Genomic DNA, 21083 nt, shown 5'->3' on the forward strand with positions numbered 1-21083 from the left:
TGAGCGGGAGGGTCGGGATCAGCGCGTCAGCGCGATTCGCTCCAGCAGCTCGACAGCGGAAGGCGATCGTTCGCAGAGCGTCAGTTTTTCGGCCCGCGGCAGGCGCTTGAGCCGGTACTCGGCCTGGAGCGCCAATGACCGCCCGCCCACGGCTACGGCGTAGCGCAACTCCACGGATGTCGCGCCCCGTGTGAACCGTGCGGCCCGGGTGCGTCCGGCGCGGTGCTCGCGCAGGCGACGCTCCGGGTCGGTGGTCACGCCGGTGTAGAGGCGGCCGTCGCAGTCCAGAATGTAGATCCACCAGGATGGCCGGGTGGGTTCTTCGTTGTTCATTCTTCTTTGGATCGTCCCCAGGTCGGCTGCGTTCGGCTGCCGTGGGGTGGCCTCGGCAGGGTGTGACAAGCGGTATGACGCTTGCCTGACGAGTCGCCTCCGAGACGAGCTTCCCTGAAACCCGGATAATGGCGGGTTAGGAAAACGGCGGCGCGCTGTTCTTGCGCCATCCAGCCCATCCAGCCCAGGTCCCCACGTCCATGGAAATCAAGGTCAATTTTCTCGACAACCTCCGACTCGAGGCGAAGTTCGACGATTTTACCGTCGTCACGGACCAGCCGATTCGCTACAAGGGCGACGGCTCGGCGCCGAGTCCCTTCGACTATTTCCTGGCGTCGTCGGCGCTGTGTGCGGGGTATTTCGTCCGGGTCTACTGCAAGGCCCGGGGGATTTCGACGGACAACATCCGGCTGGTGCAGAACAACATCGTTGATCCGGAAAACCGCTACAAGCAGGTCTTCAAGATCCAGATCGAGCTTCCCGAAGATCTCTCGGACAAGGACCGCGAAGGCATTCTGCGCTCCATCGACCGCTGCACGGTGAAGAAAGCGATCCAGGTCGGCCCGGACTTCGTGATCGAGCCGGTCGAGAGCCTGTCCGAGGACGCCCAGGCGCTGTTGATGCGCTCGGCGTTGAGCGAACAACAGACATTCATCGAGGGCAAGGACCTGCCCCTGGAGCAGACGATTGCCGACATGACGCGGACCCTGGCGGACCTGGGGATGAAGATCGAGGTCGCGTCCTGGCGCAATATCGTGCCCCACGTGTGGTCCCTGCACCTCCGCGATGCGGCCTCGCCGGTCTGCTTCACGAATGGAAAAGGCGTGACGAAGGAAGCGGCCCTGTGTTCCGCGCTCGGCGAGTTCATCGAGCGGCTGGGCTGCAACTTCTTCTACAACGACTGGTTCTTCGGCGTGGATATTGCCGACAGCGAGTTCGTCCACTATCCGAACGAGCAGTGGTTTCTGCCGGGGCCCGACGACGAGCTGCCGGCGGGCCTGCTGGACGCCCACTGCCGCACCATCTACGACCCCGACGGCGAGCTGCAGGGCAGCCACCTGATCGACACCAACTCGGGCCGCGCCGACCGCGGCATCGTGGCGCTTCCGTTCGTGCGCCGGTCCGATAAGGAGGTGGTGTATTTCCCGTCGAACCTGCTCGAGAACCTGTTCCTGAGCAACGGGATGAGCGCCGGCAATACGCTCGCCGAGGCGCAGGTGCAGTGCCTGTCCGAGATCTTCGAGCGGGCCGTCAAGAAACAGATCATCGAAGAAGAGATCGCGCTTCCGGACGTGCCGGAACGCGTGCTGGCGAAGTATCCCGACATCGTCGAGGGCCTCCGGGCGCTGGAGGCCCAGGGCTTTCCGGTCCTGGTCAAGGATGCATCGCTCGGCGGGCAGTTCCCGGTGATGTGCGTGACGCTGATGAACCCGAAGACCGGTGGCGTGTTCGCCTCCTTCGGTGCGCATCCCAGTTTCCACATCGCGCTGGAGCGCAGCCTGACGGAGCTGCTGCAGGGGCGCAGCTTCGAGAACCTGAACGACGTGCCGCCGCCGACCTTCAATAGCCAGGCCGTGACCGAGCCCAACAACTTCGTCGAGCATTTCATCGACTCCACCGGCATCGTGTCCTGGCGCTTCTTCAGCGCCCGGGCCGACTACGAGTTCGTCGAATGGGACTTCTCCGGCAGCAACGAGGAAGAAGCCGCGCGCCTGTTCGGCATTCTCGAGGCGATGGGCAAGGAGATCTATGTCGCCGTTCAAGAAGACCTCGGCGCGCCCGTTTGCCGGATCCTGGTGCCGGGCTATTCCGAGGTCTACCCGGTCGAGGACCTGGTCTGGGACAACACCAACGTGGCGCTGGACTATCGGGAAGACATTCTCGGCCTCCATTGCTTGAGCGACGAGCAACTGGCCGACCTGCTCGCGCGGCTCGAAGAAAGCCAGCTCGACAACTACATGCTGATCGCCACGCTGATCGGGATCGACTTCGACGAGAACACGGTCTGGGGCCAGCTGACGATCCTGGAATTGAAATTGATGATCTCCCTGGCCCTGCAGCGGCACGAGGACGCGCTCGACCACGTCGAGATGTTCCTGCAGTACAACGACAACACCGCGCAGCGCAATCTGTTCTACCGGGCGGTGAGCGCCGTGCTGGAGATTGCCCTGGACGATGACCTCGAGCTGGACGACTACCTGCCCAACCTGAAACGCATGTACGGCGAGCCGGTGATGGACGATGTGGTGGGCCTGGTCGAGGGCTCGAAACGGTTCCACGGCCTGACGCGGACCAGCATGAACCTGGAGGGGCTGGAGAAGCACCAGCGCCTGCTCGAAAGCTACCGGAAACTGCACGCCTGGCGCGCGGCCCGCGCCGCTGCACAGGTTGGGTGAATCAAGCCCAGACTCCCTTCTGCCGCTTGCCGCGGGTTCTGCTGCAGGCAGCACTTCGGCGCGCAGGGCGTGCCCGGTACACAGGGTGGGTGCTTGCAGCGGGCGACCTCGAGTCGGACGTCCACACGGCCTTGCCGCACGCCGGGGCCGGTGCTCGCCACACAGCTGGACCGAGTGCTCGTTCCGGCCGAGAACACGCTCGCCGTCGGCGGTCGGGGTCAGCCCGAGGGGCCGCTCGGCAGGGTGGCGGGCTCCGGTCCGGCTTGGTCCCCGGGCCGAACCGACGCAGGACACCGGACCTGGCCCCGGATTTGCACAGCGCGCTGAACCCGAAGATCACGGGCGCGGCCGTCGGCTCAAGCCAGGTACAGCGCAAGCTGGCCGATCAACGCGCCTGAGCAGACGAAGGCCCCGATCCATGGGACGAGAATGGGGACGTCGGGCACATCGTCAGGCTGTTCGCGGCGCTTGAACACGATCAGCGAAGCGTTGACGCCGATAAAGACCACCAGAATGGCGAACCCCGTCGCCGTGGCGAGCTGCTTGAGCGGTACCAGGAGCGCGAGACCCAGGACAATGCCGCCCACGGTCAGCGTGGCCGCCAGCGGGGTACCGGTTGTCGCGCTGAGTCTTCCCAGGGTCGCCGGCGCACCGCGGCCGTCGCGGCCGGCATCGAACAGCAGACGGGACGAGGCGATCACCTGAGTAAGGGCGCCGTTGACGATCACGGCCAGGCTGGCCAGGGCGATCGGCAGTGCCGGCCAGCCTTCGCGCTCGGCTGCCAGCACCAGCGGCGCCTGGGCCGCGGCCAGTTCCTCCAGTTCGCCGACGCCAACGAGCGCGGCCGATACGCTCAGGTAGAACAGAACCACCACGGCCAGCGACAGAAGCATGGCCCTGGGCAGGACGCGCTTGACGTCGCGCACTTCTTCGGCCGCCTGGGCCATGTCGCCGAAGCCGATGAACGAATAGATCGCCAAAAACGCGCCACCCAGCAGCGCGGCCCCGGCCGAACCGTCGATCCGCGCCGGCGCCGCGGCGATGGCTTGCGGTGCGACCACAAAGCCGTCGCGCAGCGCCCAGAGCACGACCAGGAGCGTGCCGATCCCGATCAGGGTCGTGGCCGTCATCAGCCAGGCGCTTTCCTTCATTCCGGCCGCGGCCACACCCACGACCGCGAGTGCGACCAGGATCGTTGCCAGCCAGTCGCTCACTGCGATGAAGCTCGACAGGTAGGCCACGAACCCCGTGATGATGGTCGCGGCCGAGACGACGTTGGCCACGATCAGCGCCCAGCCGGCGAGCGAACCCAGCCAGCGCAGACCGAACGCGCGCTCCACGTAGTCGACGGGACCGCCGGCGGTGGGCACCCGCGCCGCCATTTCCGAGTAGCTCAGCGCCGTGGTCAGTGCGACCACGGCGGCCAGCAGATAGGCCAGCGGCGCCAGTCCGCCTGCCTCTCCCAGGACTTCGCCGATGACAACGAAAATGCCGGCGCCGAGGATCGTCCCGGTGCCGTAGAAGGTCAGCTGAACCAGGCCGACCTCGCGTTTCAGGGCGCTGTTTCCGGCCTCACCGCTCATGCCGACCTACGGTAACGCAATAGCGCCGCTGGCGGGTCGGCGATCGGGGTCGAGCAGCGGATCGACGTTCGCAACGAGTGGACAGTCAACGTGAAGGTGGTAACGCAATAGCGTCGCTGGCCGCAACGAATGGACAGTCAATGTGAAGGTGGTCAACGTGAAGGTGGACAAGCAGGCCAGTGCGGCCGATGCGAGCCGCCGGGATTCGAGCATCGAGCTTCAGCATGCCGGCGCGATGGGAAGAAGACGCTCAGTGTCCTCACGAGCGAAGGCGTGTCTCGCCGAACAGGAAGGAGTCGGAGACGTCGAGAATTCTTGCCGGACTTGTTGCGATGTTCGTTGCCGGGCTGCTTTCTGCAACGCTGCAGGCTCCGTATTCGGCAACGCCTTCTTCGGAGCAGACCGTATCGGGCGTGGTCGGCAAGCACATCCCCGTGTGGGTGTCCGGTAGCTGCGCGTCCGTTTTCCGAGGGTCGGGTTCGCTGCCGCTGATCGTCGTGGCTGATCGTCGTGGCTGATCGTCGTGGCTGATCGTCGTGGCTGATCGTCTCGGCGGCCACGCAACGGTCGCAGATCGTGACCCGGCGCCATTCCGGCCGGGAGCTGCGTGATTGACCGGCCGAATCCGGTTTGGTATGTTTTTGCCGACACCAGCGCGGGCGGCGCTCGCCGTGCCGCGCTCCTGTTTTCGGAAATGGAACTTGGCAAGAATGCGCGGGACTACTCGGTCGGCTGCGATTCCCGGAACGTCACCTGAATCCTGTTTCTGCACGCGGGGCCGTGCGGTGCCCAGCTTCTGTCGTTCCACGCTCGGACTCCTGCTGATCGGCACTGTGCTGGCGGTCGGGTGGCCACCGTCGGGCCACGCCGAAGGCGACGTCGACGATGCCGCCGGTTCTTCGCCGCCCGTTCGACAGGCCGGCGGCGCCTTTGCCGTGCCCTGGTCGTCGATCGACGGGGGCGGCGGCAGAAGCCGCTCTCTCGACTACGACGTACAGGGCACCTTCGGCCAGCCGGATGCCCACGTCATGATCGGCGAAGACTTCACGGTCAAGGCGGGGTTCTGGCCTTCGGCGGACACGACGAACCTGGATCTGATCATCTTCCGCGACGGCTTCGAGAGTTTCCCGATCACGCGATGAACGCTTTCTTTCTGGAGGATCGACTCATGCTGATGCGCCTCACGCTTGTTCTTCTGTTGCTGGTCGCGGCGCAGGGGCATGCCCAGCAGTCCCCGGCCTTCACCTACCAGGGCGAACTGCTCCAGAACGGGGTCCCGGCGAACGGCTTGTTCGACATGCAATTCAACCTGCTCGACGGCGATGATCCGGCGACGGCGCTGGTGATCGCCACGGACGCCGTCGCCGACGTCGACGTCGAGAACGGGCGCTTCACCGCCCAGGTCGATTTCGGCGCCGTGTTCACGGACGCACCGGCCTGGATCGAGTTGGAGGTTCGCGAGGCCGGCACCGGGCCGTTCACCGCATTGTCTCCGCCGCAACCGTTGACCTCGGCGCCGTTCGCGGCCTACGCCCTCGACGGGAACGAAGGTCCGCAGGGCCCGCCCGGTCCGGCCGGCCCGCCCGGTCCGGCCGGCCCGCAGGGGTTGCCCGGGCCGGCGGGGCCGGAGGGTCCCCAGGGCCCCCAGGGCGAGCCGGGTCCGGTCGGTCCCGAAGGACCGGTCGGTCCGGAAGGTCCCGCAGGCGCGTTCCAGGCGCCCCCGGCAACTCTCGCGATCTTCGGCACGGGCCCGATCACGCACTTCACCGGCGACGGTTGGGTACTGGAAGCTCTGAATGCCGGCACGCTGCAGCTGCGAGTCACGGAATCGGGTTTCTATACCTTCGCATTCACTCATCCGGTGAGCTGCAGCGCAACGAGCCCCATCTCCGGCCAGGCAGATCTTCGGCAGGTCTATAGCTTTCCCTTTTCCCCAGGCGAAACCCTGAGCGCGACCTTCTGTGATACCGGTTCGACGATGCTGGTTCAGGTCGAGCGGAGCGGAGAAATCGGCTACTTCCGCTGCTGGCGACGCGCCTCCAACAGCAACGGCTGTCAACGGATCCTGCCCGAATGACTCGATCGGACCTGATCGCGGTCCTCGCTCTCGCATTGGCCGCCGTCGCGCTGTTCCGCAGCGGTCCGGGCACGGAGACGGAGCGGCCGCTTCTCGATCGCGATTCGGCGGCGTCTTCGGCGCGGTCGGCCGACGGCGCTCGGACGATGGATGTCGCCGCGCTGGAGGAACGCGAACGGCGGCTCGATGAACAGTGGGTCCGACTGAACGAAGGGCTCGAGGTGCTGGACGAGCGCCGCGCCGAGGTCGAGCGGCTCGAAGCCTCTCTCGCAGCGCGCTTCTCGTCGAACGACCCTCCCGCGGACGCGGGCGACGAGCCCGGGAGCAACGCCGCCGCAGCCCGGCTGCACCCGCGCTACGTCTCCTTCGCGATCCCGCCGGAGGTCGAGATCTCGGTGGCACAGGACGAGGATGGATCGGTGCGCGTCCTGAACCGGGATCCGGAGCTCGCGTTCACGCCGATGGTCATCGAGGCGGAACAGGAAGACGGCAGCGTGGATCGGATCGTCATCGAGATCCCGCCCGTCGATCAATAGCGCGCCCGTCGAGCGGTTCATCGTATATCAACAACGCGGCCCGAACGATGCCGGTGCCCCGATCCCCGACTTCCGATGGACCGCGTCCGGTAGACTCCCGGCACACGCTCCTGCAGGCCTCGGGCATGTACCCGTGTCGGTGGAGTGGCTCTCGCTTCGGCCCACGACCGAGCGCGTGAATTCGCGGAGACAACGTGTCCGAACGCATCTTCATTCTGAACGGCCACCCGGGGCCGAGCTCGATCACCCGCGAAGCGGTAGCCCGATACGCGGCCGCGGCAACGGCGGCCGGCCATGAGGTGCGCCTGGTGCAGTTGGCGGACCTCGTCTTCGACCCCGATCGCGGCAAGGCGGGCTATGACGACCCGAAGCCGCTGGAGCCCGTGCTCGAAGAATCGCTGGAGAACCTCGAGTGGTGCTCGCACTTCGTGCTGGCGTTTCCGCTCTGGTGGGGCGGGTTTCCGGCCAAGCTCAAGGGCTGGATCGACCGCGTGTTCCTGAACGGGCGGACCTTCACGACCGACCGGACCACGGCGATGGGCCTGCCGGCGCCGCTGCTCGAGGGCCGGTCGGCGCGCGTTCTCGTTACCTCCGATACGCCGCGCAGCTTCCTGTGGCTGGCCTACGGCAACGCCATCCTGCGCCAGCTCAAGGGCCAGATCCTCGGCTTCTGCGGTTTCAAACCGGTGAAGGTCACGTTCTTCGCGCCGGCCTCGCATCCCAAGCCCGGTGCGGTGGACAAGCTGCTGGCGCAGATGGAGACTCTTGGCCGCGCGGCGCGATAACGCGGCGATCTTTTTTGTGTACGCAACCGGTTCAGGTCCGGGTTCCTGCATTGACCGGACGGGGGCGCTTGGCTGGGCAAGGCCGGAGATCGTCATGACGATCGCCGGGCGGGAGCGGCCCGGATCCGGTTCGGGGCAGGTGCTTTGCGGAGCCTCCGCCTCGTTCGCGCTGGCGTGTTGGAACAAGGCCAACCGCGCTCGCAGGGCCCGAACCGGAGCCTCGCGGCAACAGCAGCGTTGCGCCCGCGTAGATCTTGTCCAGGGCTGTCCTGGTCCGAACGCGGTGCAGGACGTATCGGGCACCCGGTGGTCGGCGATTCCCGGGTCGCTCGAGACCGGAGCCACGCACCGGCCGACCCGGGCGCTCTCGCCGCGCGCGGGGCCGGTGGCATACTCCGGCCCATGAAAATCCCCGCCCGCCTGCAACCGCTGGCCGATGACGGCCTGATCGACGAGGTGCTCCGTCCGCTCAAGAGCGGCAAGGAGGCCGACGTGTTCGTGGTCCGCTGCGGCGGGGCGCTTCGCTGCGCCAAGGTGTTCAAGGAGGCCAACGTGCGGGGCTTCCGGCAGGCCGCGGAATACCAGGAAGGCCGCAGCGTGCGCAACAGCCGACGGGCGCGGGCGATGAACAAGCGCACCCGCTACGGCCAGAAGGAGCAGGAAAAGGCCTGGCTGAACGCCGAGGTCGACGCGCTGTACCGACTGTCGCAGGCCGGCGTCCGGGTGCCGCAGCCCCATGGCTTCATCGACGGCGTGCTGCTGATGGAACTGATTACCGACGGCGACGGCAACGTCGCGCCCCGCCTCGACGCCCTGGTGTTCGAAGCCGCGCAAGCACGCGAGTTCCACCACCGGATCATCGCCGAGGTCGTCCGGATGCTGTCTGTCGGCCTGATCCACGGCGACCTGTCGGAGTTCAACGTGCTGATCGATGCGCAGGGGCCGGTGATCATCGACCTGCCGCAGGCCGTGAATGCTGCGGCCAACAACAGTGCGGCGATGATGCTGGTGCGCGACGTCGACCGGATGAAGCACTTCTTCGGACGATTCGCCCCGGAGTTGAAGGCCACGGACTACGGCAAGGAGATGTGGTCGCGGTTCGCCTCCGGCGCGCTCGACGCCGACACGCAGCTGACCGGCGTCTACCGCCCCGGCCACGAGGACGTGAACCTCGGCGAACTGATGGCGATCATCGACGCGGCGCGCGAGGAAGAGAACGAGCGGCTGGCGCGGATGCGCGAGCTGGAGTCCGGCGAGCCGGACGACTGACAGGCGTTGTCCAGACAAGGGCGTGCGGGCAGAGTGGGCCCGATCGCGCGCCCGTTCGCTGGACCCCTGAAACCCGCCGCACCAGGGCCGGCCGAATCGCCGGCCGGGCTTGCTTCGACGTGTCGGGACCGGCTCGATCGACCCGGTCGGACGTCGCCCTCCGGAGACGAACCGGCATGGCGCGAGCGATCCCGTGGCTATACTCGGTTTTCCATCGTGCTTTCTATCGCGGAGCGTGCAGCATGAGCGAGTCGGAAGATCGGTCTCGGGACTGCGGGACCACCGAGGTGATGCCGGCCGAGGACGCGCCGGTCCTGCCCACCAGGATCGGCGGCTATCGAGTGTTGTCGGAACTCGGCCAGGGCGGATTCGGCGTGGTCTACCTGGCCGAGCAGACCGAGCCGGTTCGCCGGCGGGTGGCCGTCAAGGTCATCAAGCCGGGCATGGACTCCGAAGCGGTGGTCGCGCGATTCGAAGCGGAACGACAGGCGCTTGCGGTCATGGACCACCCGGCCGTGGCCCGCGTGTTCGATGCCGGGACCACGGAGGGCGGCCGGCCATTCTTCGTGATGGAATATGTGCGGGGCGTGCCGATCACGGAGCACTGCGATCGCCAGCGGCTGAGTCTCCGCAAGCGGATCGGCTTGTTCATCCAGGTCTGCGAAGCGGTTCAGCACGCCCACATGAAGGGCGTGATCCACCGCGACCTCAAGCCCAACAACATCCTTGTCGAGTACGCCGACCAGGGCAGCAGTGCCCAGGTCCGGCCCAAGGTCATCGATTTCGGGGTGGCCAAGTCGCTCGACCGGCCGTTGACCGATACGCCGCTGTACACGGCCATCGGCGACCTGATCGGCACGCCGGAATACATGGCGCCCGAGCAGGCCGGGACCAGCGGCCAGGACATCGATACCCGGGCCGATATCTATGCGCTCGGCGTGGTGCTCTACGAGCTGCTCACCGGGAATACACCCTTGCACGGCGCGGGGATCAGGAACGCGGGCATCGGCGAGATCATCCGCGTGCTCAGGGACGAGGAACCGGAACGGCCGAGCGCGCGCATCGGCAAGGGCACCGCCGGATCGGGCATCGATCCGGCCAGGCGCCAGCGCATTGCCGATCGACGCCAGACCGATCCGAATCGATTGCAGCGCGAGCTTCGGAACGACCTCGACTGGATCGTCATGAAGTGCCTCGAGAAGGACCGTGCGCGCCGATACGACACGGCCAATGCGCTGGCCCTCGACCTGCAGCGCTACCTTCGCAACGAGCCGGTCACCGCCGGGCCGCCTTCCGTGGGGTATCGACTGTCGAAGTTCGTGCATCGTCACCGTGTCCCGGTCGCTGCAGCCGGGCTGGTATTGCTGTCGCTGGTCGCCGGCGTGGTCGCGACCGGTCTCGCGCTGAACGAGACGCGCAATCAACGCGAGCTGGCCGAACAGGCCCGCGAGGACGCCCTCCGCCGGGCCGAAGAACTCTCGCAGGTGGTGACGTTCCAGTCCAGCCTGCTCGGACAGCTCGACCCCGAGCGCATCGGCCAATCGTTGATTGCAGACATGAACGAGCGATTGCAGCACGCGCTCGCGGATGAACCGGTGCCGGAGGCGGCGCGGAGAAACCTGCGAGCCAGCTACCAGCTGGCGATCGGAATGATCAATGCGACTGACCTGGCGCGGCAGATGCTCGACCAGGCGCTGTTGCGGGGTACGGTTTCGGCGATCGAACAGGATTTCGCGAACCAGCCGACGATCCGGGCCGGGTTGCTCCAGACCGTGGGTGAGGTCTACGCCGGTCTCGGGTTCTACGATGCAGGCCTGGGTCAGATCCAGCAGGCCCATGCGCTGCGCCTGGCCGCGCTGGGCCCCTCCCACGTCGACACCCTCCGGTCGCGCGCAGCCCTCGGACAGGTCATGCTGCAGATGGATCGGGTCGATGGTGCGGTCGGACACCTGCAGGCTTCGCTCGACGGCTTCGACGAACTCGGCGCGGTCGGGGACGCACCGTCCATCCGGACTGCGATCCACCTTGCCAGCGCATACCGCAGGCTCAATCGGCTCGACGAAGCGCTGCAGCTCCTGCGCCAGGCACGCGAAGAAGCGCAGCGGGTGTTCGGTCCCAAGCACCGGGAAACACTGCAGGTGATCAACACCCTGGCGCTGATCCACCAGTACCGAGGTGAATGGCAGCAGACCGAGGCGCTGTTTCGCGAAGCCCTGCAGAAACGCCTGGCGACGTTGGGCGAAGACCATCCCGACGTGCTCGAATCCAGGCAGAACCTCGGGTTGGCGCTATGGGCACAGTACCGACTGGACGAGGCGGAGCCGTATCTTCAGCAGGCATTGACTGACTCGCGCCGCATCCATGGGCAGGACCATCCGATCACGTTGCAGGTGGCCAACGGCCTGGGTGCCCTGTTCCAGGCCCAGAACCGGCTGGACGACGCTGCGCGCCTGCTGACCGATACCGTGGAGCGCTACCGCCGCGCGCTGGGCGAGCGACATCATGAGACGCTCACGGCGCTGGGAAACCTGGCCGCCGTCGTCGAGGCCGCGGGCCGTGCCGGCGACGCCGAAGCACTGTACCGGGAAGCCATGACCGGCTTTGCCCAGACAAAGGGGCCGGACGACCTGAATACGCTCAGGCAGATGAGCAATCTGGGTCTTCTGCTTGCCGAGCGGGGCGATCTCGGCCAGGCGCAGTCCTTGCTCGCGCAGGTCGTCGAGCGCGGTCTCCGGGCGTTCGGCGAGACCGAAGACGCGCTGATCTGGCTCAACAATCTCGCCTCCATCGAGCGCGATCTCGGTCACCTCGACAGCGCTCTGCGTCGCGCCGATCAAGCGGTCGCCGCGGCCCGTGTGTCTGCACCGCCTGTCTATCTCGGACGGTTCCTGATGACGCGATCACGAATCCTTGCGTTGATGAACCGTCATGCCGAGGCGGCCGCAGTGATGGAAGAAGCGCGTGTACTGCTCACCAACACCATGGGCGCCGATGCCGAGTGGGCCCTCGAAGCGGCCGAGGAGCTCGCCGAGTTCAGGGCTCGGGCCGAACGCGAAACGTAGCGGAGGCGACGGCGCGTTCACGTTCGCGCGTCCCTGTGCCCGCCCGGCAAGATCGCGTTCAGGCGGGTGCGCGACTCGTTTGTTGCTCCTTTTTCAGGAACATGTCCATCCCGATGAAGGCGAACGGGATCATGCCTGCGGCCACGGTCGCCAGCCAGGTCAGGACCGACCAGCCCTGCCGGTGCGAGACCAGCAGCGTGAGCACGAAATACACCATGAACAGCACGCCGTGGGTCATGCCGAGCACGAAGACGTAGTCGCGGCTGATGAATCCGACGGTGACGCTGAGGATGACCAGAAGGGAGACGCCTTCGGCCAGGCTGGCGATACGAAACAGCTTGAGCATGGGGGTTCTCGACAATGTGCAATCGGGGTCAGGGGACGCTCGACGGGACGGCCGGGTGGTCGATGCCGAGCCGCTCGTCCAGCAACCCGTGGATCGTCTTGACCCGATCGATTTCCGGCCGCAGGACCAGCGTGTAGTACCCGTTGTACCGGGTTACCGCTTCGGTCAGCGCGTTCAGGAAGCGGGCATCCTCGCGCATGGCGTCGAGCGCGCAGGTCACCACCTGGTTTTCGCCCCAGGAGCGATCGACGGCGCGCAGGCGGGTTCGGAAATGCTCGGGGAACTCCAGCGGCATCACGAAATGGTCGGCGGTGAAGTAGTCCACCAATGATCGGCTGTTTTCCTGCATCAGCGCGTACCCGGTCAGTTCGTTGCGCAGCGCCGGGTCGCGGATGATCCCGAACCGGCCGCTGGCATTCAGTTCCTCGAGGCTCGGGAACTGGTGCGGCGGGGCGATGATGTTGTGCGCGTTGGCGATCGCGTTGCATTCGGCCGGGTCGAGCGACCTGCGGTCGGACGCTTCGGAAAAGACCGCTTCGTAGGCCGAATGCATCGCGTCGCGCCGCCGGGTGAAGGCGATGTCGGTGGTTTCGAGGATGCCGGTGATGCCGACGAATGCCTCGTCGTGCAGTCGCTCCAGGTAGACACGTTCGAGCATGCCTTCCTTGCGGACCTCGTTCCAGTTCGCGACCTGCAGGCCGATGAATACCCCGGCGACCACGATCAGGAAATCGAGGGCCACGGCGGTCCAGTTCTGCGTCTGGACGTGCTCGATCATCCGGCGCAGCAGCATGTCGGCTCCGAGTCGATGAACATTCGGAAAGTATACGCGGCCGACGAGTCGAGCTCGGTCGACGCCGGCCTGTGCCGCGATGATCGTGGCGTCGCTCGATCCCGGCCGCTTCGGCCGAACGATGCAGATCCTCGGTTTCGCAGTCCCGGTGGACAACTGCCGCGTCCTGTCCGGGATCGTTGTCCGGAGCCACTCATCGGGAGATCATGGGCGGCGTTGTCGCGTCATGTAGACTGATGGGTCCACAAACAACGAGAGAGATGATTGATGAAAACGAACATCTCGAATACAGCCGCAGCGCTTCTGCTCGCCGCGCTGATTGCCGGATGCGGCAGCGAGCAGGACGCCGCCGATGACGCGGCGTCGTCGTCCGATCGAACCGAACCCGTATGGGACGTCGAGCAGGACGCCGAAGGCGCCGCGCAGAGCGCCGAAGAAGGCGCCGAAGCAGCCGGTGACGCGATCGAGGACGCCGGCGATCGGGCCGAGGACATGAGTGAGGACGCCGCCGATCGAGCCGGCGAGATGGCGGACGAGGCGGCCGAGCAGGCTCGGGACATGGCCGAGGGCGCCAGCGAGGCGGGCGATCGGGCCGACGAAGCGATGGCGGCTGCCGAAGGTTCCCGGTCGATGGACGATGACGCCACGGCAGGCGGCGACGCCGGCGATCCCTGCGTGGTCGATGTCGAGGTCGGCGACTCGCTCGCCTTCAGCGTCGACAGCATTGCCGTTCCGTCGAGCTGTGAGTCGGTCACGATCAACCTGGCCCACACCGGCTCGCTGCCGAAAGAGGCCATGGGCCACAACTGGGTCCTGGCCCCCGCCGATGCGCTGGATGCAATCGGCCAGGCAGGCATGTCGGCCGGTGCGGACAACGACTACGTGCCGGACGACGACCGCATCGTCGCGGCGACCGAGATCATCGGCGGCGGCGAGCGCACCAGCGTGACGTTCTCGCTCGATGATCTCGCCGACGGCGTCGACTACGCCTACGTGTGCACGTTCCCGGGCCACTACTCGGTGATGCGGGGACCGTTCACCGTCGAATAGGCGCCAGGCTGCTCTGCGGAGCGGCTTCGAACACACGACGCCGGCCGGATCGACCCCGGGTCGATGCCGGCCGGCCGTCGGGTTCGCGAACACGACCCGTGCCCGGTATCGGGAACGACACGGGCAACGACCCGGGGAACCTCCGAACAGGTGTGCGCGGAGCCGGTCCTGGGCCGGCTCTCCGCGGGCCGCTGATGTACTCCGTCACTCATTGTGTGACCTATGGCGCGCCGGAAAGCATTCATCTGCGGCGTTCCGTCTCCTGGAAAGGACGCTGCCATTCCCTGCGAGACAGGCCTTGCAGCCGGACGCGCTCCGACTTGCCATTCCTTACCCAATGAATGGCGGGGTGCACCGGGTGGCACCCATTCACTCCACGCGCTCTGTTCTCGACAATTCGGATCCAGGCCGATCAGCAGTCGTCCCGATGCAATGGGAGCTCGCCTAGCCGATCTCCGGTGCCGTGGACGTCCTCGATGCTCGTGTCCGAAAGCGGTCGGAACGGGTCCGCGAACGCATGGGTTGGCCGAAAACCGCCTTGAAAGTGACGGTCCGTCATCGGCGCTCGACGTCGCGGGCCGACCGGGTCGAGGGCTGTTGACATCGGGGTCCGTCGATCAGCCGGCAAGCGTGATGACGGCCAGGTACATCAGCTGGACCAGGCCGATGACCAGGATCAGGGCGACGGGATAGACCGAAGAGTAGGCGACGATCGGTCGCTCCGAGGCGTCGGTTTCGGCGATGACGTTCAGCCCGGGCGTGAACGTCATGCCACCGCAGACCACGCCGAAGCATTCGCTGACCGAGATCCTGAGCACGTAGTGCCCGAACAGGAAACTCGCCGCCATGGGAACGATCGCGATCAGCACGGCATAGAAGGCGTAGTGGAGCGCCTGGATGTCGAGCGATTCGACGAAGCTCTGGCCGGTCTCGAAGCCGATCTGGACGAAGAAGAGCGCCAGGCCCAGCTCCTTGAGCACGGAAGTGGCATTGCGCGGAAAGCGGCCGATGAAGTTGCCGATCCGGCCGAAGTGCCCGAAGATCAACCCCGAGATCAGCGCCCCGCCAGCCAGCCCGAGTGAAAACGGGCCCAGCTGGGGAATCGGAATCACCACGCCGCCGATGGCGAAGGCCAGGAACAGCGTGGCGGCCAGCGAGGCGATATCCACGCGCGGCTGGACGGTGTGGTGTTCGTGACCGAGGAACAGTTCCAGCTGGTCGAGTTGATAGGCCGTGCCCACCGCCACCACCACATCGCCGTACTCGATGACCTGGTCGTCGCGGGCCACGAATTCGACGTCGGAACGGATGATGCGGGTAATCGAGACGTTGTAGCGAAGGCGGATGCCGAGGTCGTTGATGGTTCGATTGACCACCGAGATGTTTTCGACCACGATGTTGCGGGTGTCGAGCTCGGATTCCTGCTCGAAGTCGTCATGGATGGGCTCGCCCAGCTCCGCCCCGGCGGCCTCGACAGCGTCGTGCGTGCCTTCGAGCTTGACCACATCGCCCACGAACAGCGCCGTTGAGCCGGACGCCGTGCGCACCGACAAGTCGCGCAGGATCCCGGAGACGACCACGTCCTTGTTGCGAAGCAGGGGAATGTTGCGCAGCGCCTGGCCGTCGATCTGCTCGTCGGTGACCTTGAATACGCCGGTGTGCAGGGAGCTGCGCGCGGCGACCTCCTCGAGCATCGAGCGTCGCAGCAGGCGGGTCGCGATCGAAATGAACAGGATCACGCTGATCAGGCCGAAGGGATAGGCCACGCCGTAGCCGAAGATGACCTCCTCCTCGGGGCTGAACTGCAGGGCGCTGACCAGCGCCGGGCTGGACGTGAACGAGCCGGCGAACAGCCCCAGGCCGACGCCGACGGGAATCGACGCCAGCACGATGATGGCGACGGTCGTCACGCCGGACACGGCCAGGAGCACCAGCACGTTGCCGATGAATCGCTTGCCGTGCTTCTTGAACGAACGGAAGAAGCTGGGGCCGGCCTCCAGCCCGACCGACAGCAGGAACAGCACGATGCCGAGATCGGCCAGGATGTCGATCGGGTCGAACTGGTAGAAGTAGCCGAAGGCCATGGCGATGATCAGCACGCCGCTGGCACCGAAGCCCACCCCCTTGATCTTGAGGTTGCCGAACGCCAGGCCGAGCAGAATGACCAGGAACGTGATCAGAAGCTCTGTTCGGCGAAAGAAGAACTCGATCCCGATCAGATCATCGACGCCTTCCATCCTGTACTCCCGATCGCCGCGAAACGACGATGCATGACTGGCCCCAAGGGTAACGCAGGGCGGCGGTAGCGTCAGTCGGGCTCAACGGCCGCCACAGGCTCCCGGGTCCCTGCACTCCGGGTACGGGTTGACCGGCGGGGAGGAAACCTGCGAGTCCGTCTTGCCGTGATGCCCGCGTTCCCGACACGCGCTTTGTCACCGGCGACTGACCCGACCGCAATCGGCAGGCCGGTCCCGTTTCGCGCCCGAGTACGTCAGGAACCGGCTCTTCTGCCCGTCCAGGCGCTTCGCGGTCTACCTCGTGCGCTATTCGGCCGGCCGCGCGATCGTGCCGCACGTGGACAGGGTCGCCGAGGGTCGGCTCGACGAACTCGACTGCGGACTGGTCAAGCCGCGGGCCGGTGGCGAGTTCCGGTGCGAGAAGAGCATCCTGAACCTGTTCGGTCGCGTCGTGCTGTTCCGGCCCGACCTGTGCCGGCACCGGGTTTGGCGGACGGCGCAGGGGTCTCGCCGGTTGCTCCGTGTCGCCTGGACACGGTCCGGAACAATGGCCGCCGGTGGACGGCGTGGGCGCAGAGGTGGAGACGTGCCGTTGGCAAGCGCTGTGGCAGCCGGCCCGTTTTCCGGGCAGTGGAGAACGGCGCCGACGGCCGTTGCACGACGGTGGCTGAACGGCCGGCTACTTGACGACCTCGCGTTCCAGGTGCTCGCGCCAGACCGACAGGGCCGGGCGCGCTTGTCCGTTTTCGTCCCAGAGGCCGGTGTCCTGCCACAGCCGTTGCCACCCGAGGCACTCGATCGCATCGCACAGGGCGTCGTAGTCCTGGACGATGAAGTTGACCACGAAGCGGAACTGGTAGCGCTGGGCTTCGGTCAACAGGGCCCGGATGAACTCCTGCTGTGCCGCCGGTGTGCCGTCGATGACGAACGGCGGCGCGCCGGGGTCGATCTCCAGCGACTGGAACTGGGCCGGCAGGCCGGTTTCGACGATGGCCTTGGGTGTCGTGCTGAGCTGATCGATCTGCTGGAAGATCTCGCGCGGTACCGGGCCGGTCCCCAGCGAGGACAGGAACGGATAGAACGAGATACCGATCAGGTCCATGTAGGGCTCGAGATCGGCCAGCGCGTCGCGCTGCTGGTCGACATCGGCATCGGTCAGGCCGCCAAGCATGTCGGCGGCGGTGATCGAGGCGAAGATCGGCAGGGAGGGATAACGGGTCCGGAGTTCCGACCAGGTGTGGCGATGCAGGTCGAGGTAGGCGGGCCAGCGCTCCGGATCGAGTTTCTTGAGCAGGTTCACTTCGATGCCGATGGCCAGGTAGTCGGGCCGAAAGAACTCGATGGCCGTCACGGCATGGTTGAGAAAGGCCGTCCTGACGATCTCGCTGTCGAAATCGGCATTCGCCCACTCCGGCCCGAGCTGGTCGAGCGGTGTATCGGGTGCGGCGCCGCGGTAGGGGGCGAGCTGGTCTCTTGAAATGCTGATCGGCGTGATCGCGACATAGACCTGGTGGCCGGCCGGCGACATCGATCGTCGAAACGCCCAGTCCGCCTGCAGGTCGGCAGGGTAGCTCTCGAAGCCTCCGCCGGCCAGGGCTTCGGGCCAGGGAATGCCGTCGTCGAAGTGATGTGCGACCAGGTCGGCGTTGTCGCGCAGCAGTGCGTAGGCATCCGCCAGAGCTTGTCCATCTGCCGTCGGTACGGCCGCCGGAAACGGCGTGAAGCCCAGCCGAAACGGCCGCCGGTCGCTGCAGGCACGGCCGTCGATCGTCGACAGGCGGACCATCCGGCGAGTGCCCTGACCGAAGTCCGGCGGCCCGGAATACTCGAAGCTCGCGTTGGAGCAATCGTGGACGTCGAGCGCAATCGAACCCCACGTTTCCAGCGCCGCGGCTTGCTGGGAACTGGGCACATCGAATCGTCCGCCGCTGGTGATCAACGCCGCGTCGACCTCGAGCCGGTTGCCCTCCATGGGGCCCTGACCGAGGATCCAGATCTGGTTCCCGGCGTTGTCGTAGGTGAACCAGAACACCAGGCCGTCGCCGTTTTCCAGTACTTCGAAGGTCAGACCCTGGCCGTTGAACTCGGGGTCGTACCAGTGACCGCTCAACTCACCGGCACGCCCTAAAACAGAAGCCTGTGCGGCCGCGGGAAGCGAGCCTGCACCGAGGTAGAACAGGCTGACGATTCCGACCAGCAGTCTGTGCATCGCGGCATGCCTCCGGGGTCAAGCCGTTCGGCGAGCTTGTTCGAACGTATCGCGTCGTTCCGGAATGCTACACCATGCGGTTTCCTCGCCCGGTTTCTGTCTTCACGAGCCTTCCGGCGGCGGGGCCACGACCCCGCACGGCGAGCCCTGCGTGGGCGTGGAGCATTCCGCGTACCGATCGCCGGACTCCTCGGTGTGCGTCGGGCCGGGCCCTACGCAGTACACTACGCCGCTGACGATTTCCCCCTATCGCCCCTTGACCAGGAGCCTCGCATGACCGAACCCCAGAACCCCAAAGTCGCCTTCGACGTCAAGATCGGTGAAGAAGACGCCGGCACGATCGTCTTCGAACTCTTCGCCGACGTCGTTCCGAAGACCGCCGAGAACTTCCGCGCGCTGTGCACCGGCGAGAAGGGCGAGGGCATGACCTACGCCGGCAGCCCGTTCCACCGCATCATCCCGGGCTTCATGATCCAGGGCGGCGACTTCACCCGCGGCAACGGCACCGGCGGTACGTCGATCTACGGCGACCGGTTCCCGGACGAGAACTTCGAGCTCAAGCACACCGGCCCCGGTCTGCTGTCGATGGCCAACGCCGGCCCGAACACCAACGGCTCGCAGTTCTTCATCACCGTCGCGGCCACGCCGTGGCTCGACGGCAAGCACGTGGTCTTCGGCAAGGTCGTCGAGGGCATGGACGTGGTCAAGGCCATGGAAGCCGTGGGCAGCCGCAGCGGCGAGACGAGCCAGCCGGTCACGCTGGCGGCCTGCCGGGAGCTCTGAGGCCGGCGGACGCTCGCTGCGAGTCGCGGCGAGGTTCGCATCGACGTTCTCCGGCTCGCTTCGGTTGTAGACGGCCAGCGGCCGGATCGTGAAGGTGCGGAGGGCGCGATGAAGGACAGGTCGGCGAACGGCGGCCCGTCGGATTCGCGCGCAAGCGCCCTCCAACAGTCGAACCTGCGGCGGCGCCCGATCGAAGGCCTGTTGGAGGCGCTTGCCGGCGAAGGGCCTGCCGGAGGCGAACGGTCAACGAACCCGGGCCAGCGGCGTTGCCAGCGCGGCGCGGAGGTGATCCCGCCAGAACGCGGGCGGATGTGTCATCGTGCTGCGTCCGACACTGATCTCGCAGACGCTGTGATCTTTCGCGTCCACGGCACGCGGGGGCGGCAGCACGATGATGTCGTGGTCCTTCGTGTAGCGTTGGATCGCGTCGTTCAATGCGTCGCGATCGACGTCGATGTGCAGGTGGAACATCGCCGACTGGGGCGGGTCGGGGTTCACCCGGACCCTGGGTAGCGTGGCCAGCATCGGGCCCAGGTCGCGCGCATAGGCGACGGCCCGGTCGATACTCGCCAGGTTATCGTCGAAGCCCCGTTCCGCGGCCAGCAGGTAGGGATAGAAGGAAATCAGGTTGCCGCCGGCGCGTCGGTTCCAGACGCGTGCAGTCTCGATGAAGTCCGCCTCACCGGCCAGCACGGCACCGGCGATGCCGCCGATGTCCTTGTACAGACTGACGTAGACCGAGTCGGCCAGCGCGCTGATCTCGGCAAGGCTGCGACCGTAGTGGGCCGGGCAGTGCCAGAGCCGGGCGCCGTCGAAGTGCACCGCGATGCCGTGCCGGCGTGCCCAGGCCGCCTGCGCGACCAGGTCGTCCCATTCGGGCAGCTGGCCGCCGATCTCGCGCATCGGCAGCTCCAGGACCACCGCGCCGAGTGGATCGACGTTCGCTCGCTGGAGATCGGCGACGCTCGGAACGCGTTCGGGATTCCCGAGCAATTCAGCAGACAGGCCCCAGAGCTCGCGGTAGCCGTCTTCTTCATGCAGCACGAGGTGCGAGGTGGGGTGCAGGCCGACGGTTCGCTTGTCGCGTGAATCGCAGTGGATCCGCAGCGCGATCGACTGGGCCAGCACGCCACTGGGGAGGAACAGGGCCGCGGGCTTGCCCAGCATCCCGGCGATCCGGGCCTCGAAGGCGTCGATCCACTCGCCCGTGCCGTAGATGTCGGGTGCGGTCTTGCCCTCGGCGCGCGCGGCCAGTTCCCTCAGGACGGCGGCCATGGATTCCTGCGGATGGCGGACGATGCATGCGGTCATGGGGGTGAATCGTGCTGATCGAAGCGGCCGGTTTCGATCAATGTACCTGCTTGGGCCGATGATCGTGCCGGCGTTTGGTGCCCGGCGCTGTGACTTCGTCACCGGATGCATACGAATCCGGCCCGGACACGGCGATCGCATGGACCGACCCGAGCCCGGTGCCAGCCGCAGTAGTCCCGGAGTCTCCCTGGGCTGGCGCCAGGGTCCGACGGGCGATTGCGTCACGAGGTCCCGGGTTCCGGCTTCGCCGGCCCCGGGACGACGAGGTGTGGGTGGGGCGTCACTTTTCCATTCCTCGTCATCCCGGGGCGCC

Annotated in this window: 16 protein-coding genes; 9 read left to right on the forward strand and 7 right to left on the reverse strand. The window is 66.5% G+C overall.

Features of this window, described 5'->3' with window-relative positions; all coding sequences use genetic code 11:
- Window positions 1–18: 18 nt before the first annotated feature.
- A complete protein-coding gene (locus tag HFP89_RS14960) occupies window positions 19–333 on the reverse strand; it encodes a GIY-YIG nuclease family protein (protein ID WP_168718478.1) in 315 nt (104 codons plus the stop codon).
- A gap of 200 nt (window positions 334–533) precedes the next feature.
- On the opposite strand from HFP89_RS14960, the gene HFP89_RS14965 reads away from it, so the two are divergent.
- A complete protein-coding gene (locus HFP89_RS14965) occupies window positions 534–2729 on the forward strand; it encodes an OsmC domain/YcaO domain-containing protein (RefSeq protein ID WP_168718479.1) in 2196 nt (731 codons plus the stop codon).
- Window positions 2730–3085: 356 nt separating this feature from the next.
- On the opposite strand, the gene HFP89_RS14970 is transcribed toward HFP89_RS14965, so the two are convergent.
- A complete protein-coding gene (locus tag HFP89_RS14970) occupies window positions 3086–4312 on the reverse strand; it encodes an APC family permease (protein ID WP_168718480.1) in 1227 nt (408 codons plus the stop codon).
- 611 nt (window positions 4313–4923) lie between these two features.
- Here HFP89_RS14970 and HFP89_RS14975 point away from each other — a divergent pair.
- From HFP89_RS14975 to HFP89_RS15000, 6 genes are all read left to right on the forward strand, one after another.
- Entirely contained in the window at window positions 4924–5454 is a 531-nt protein-coding gene (locus HFP89_RS14975) for a hypothetical protein (RefSeq protein ID WP_168718481.1), read from the forward strand.
- A complete protein-coding gene (locus HFP89_RS14980) occupies window positions 5451–6389 on the forward strand; it encodes a collagen-like protein (protein ID WP_206212402.1) in 939 nt (312 codons plus the stop codon). The genes HFP89_RS14975 and HFP89_RS14980 overlap by 4 nt, the downstream gene beginning before the upstream one ends.
- Window positions 6386–6925, forward strand: coding sequence for a hypothetical protein (locus HFP89_RS14985; protein WP_168718482.1), 540 nt, complete (start codon window positions 6386–6388; stop codon window positions 6923–6925). Before HFP89_RS14980 ends, HFP89_RS14985 begins: the two co-directional genes overlap by 4 nt.
- A 194-nt stretch (window positions 6926–7119) precedes the next feature.
- Complete coding sequence (locus tag HFP89_RS14990) at window positions 7120–7710, forward strand: NAD(P)H-dependent oxidoreductase (protein ID WP_168718483.1); 591 nt, start codon at window positions 7120–7122, stop codon at window positions 7708–7710.
- Between the two features lie 402 nt (window positions 7711–8112).
- Window positions 8113–8979, forward strand: a complete 867-nt coding sequence (locus HFP89_RS14995; RefSeq protein ID WP_168718484.1) for a PA4780 family RIO1-like protein kinase — start codon at window positions 8113–8115, stop codon at window positions 8977–8979.
- A gap of 242 nt (window positions 8980–9221) precedes the next feature.
- Window positions 9222–12041 carry a serine/threonine-protein kinase gene (locus HFP89_RS15000; protein ID WP_168718485.1) on the forward strand — a complete coding sequence of 940 codons (2820 nt, stop codon included), beginning with the start codon at window positions 9222–9224 and terminating at the stop codon, window positions 12039–12041.
- A gap of 58 nt (window positions 12042–12099) precedes the next feature.
- Here the strand turns inward: HFP89_RS15000 and HFP89_RS15005 are convergent, their stop codons facing one another.
- The gene (locus HFP89_RS15005) at window positions 12100–12387 is read right to left on the reverse strand and encodes a DUF3817 domain-containing protein (protein ID WP_168718486.1); all 288 of its coding nucleotides are present in this window, start codon (window positions 12385–12387) and stop codon (window positions 12100–12102) included.
- Between the two features lie 28 nt (window positions 12388–12415).
- Window positions 12416–13180, reverse strand: a complete 765-nt coding sequence (locus HFP89_RS15010; RefSeq protein ID WP_168718487.1) for a hypothetical protein — start codon at window positions 13178–13180, stop codon at window positions 12416–12418.
- 267 nt (window positions 13181–13447) lie between these two features.
- On the opposite strand from HFP89_RS15010, the gene azu reads away from it, so the two are divergent.
- Entirely contained in the window at window positions 13448–14230 is a 783-nt protein-coding gene (gene azu / locus HFP89_RS15875; RefSeq protein ID WP_206212403.1) for an azurin, read from the forward strand.
- A gap of 617 nt (window positions 14231–14847) precedes the next feature.
- On the opposite strand, the gene HFP89_RS15020 is transcribed toward azu, so the two are convergent.
- Together HFP89_RS15020 and HFP89_RS15025 are read right to left on the reverse strand one after the other, a co-directional pair.
- Window positions 14848–16467, reverse strand: a complete 1620-nt coding sequence (locus HFP89_RS15020; protein WP_168718488.1) for a TrkA C-terminal domain-containing protein — start codon at window positions 16465–16467, stop codon at window positions 14848–14850.
- A gap of 679 nt (window positions 16468–17146) precedes the next feature.
- A complete protein-coding gene (locus HFP89_RS15025; protein WP_168718489.1) occupies window positions 17147–18676 on the reverse strand; it encodes a hypothetical protein in 1530 nt (509 codons plus the stop codon).
- 273 nt (window positions 18677–18949) lie between these two features.
- Between HFP89_RS15025 and HFP89_RS15030 the strand changes: the two genes are divergently transcribed.
- Window positions 18950–19459: a peptidylprolyl isomerase gene (locus HFP89_RS15030; RefSeq protein WP_168718490.1), complete on the forward strand. Its 510-nt coding sequence runs from the start codon at window positions 18950–18952 to the stop codon at window positions 19457–19459.
- Between the two features lie 243 nt (window positions 19460–19702).
- On the opposite strand, the gene HFP89_RS15035 is transcribed toward HFP89_RS15030, so the two are convergent.
- A complete protein-coding gene (locus HFP89_RS15035) occupies window positions 19703–20770 on the reverse strand; it encodes a beta-eliminating lyase-related protein (RefSeq protein WP_168718491.1) in 1068 nt (355 codons plus the stop codon).
- Between the last annotated feature and the right edge of the window lie 313 nt (window positions 20771–21083).

Source organism: Wenzhouxiangella sp. XN79A, assembly GCF_012272825.1.
GTDB lineage: Bacteria > Pseudomonadota > Gammaproteobacteria > Xanthomonadales > Wenzhouxiangellaceae.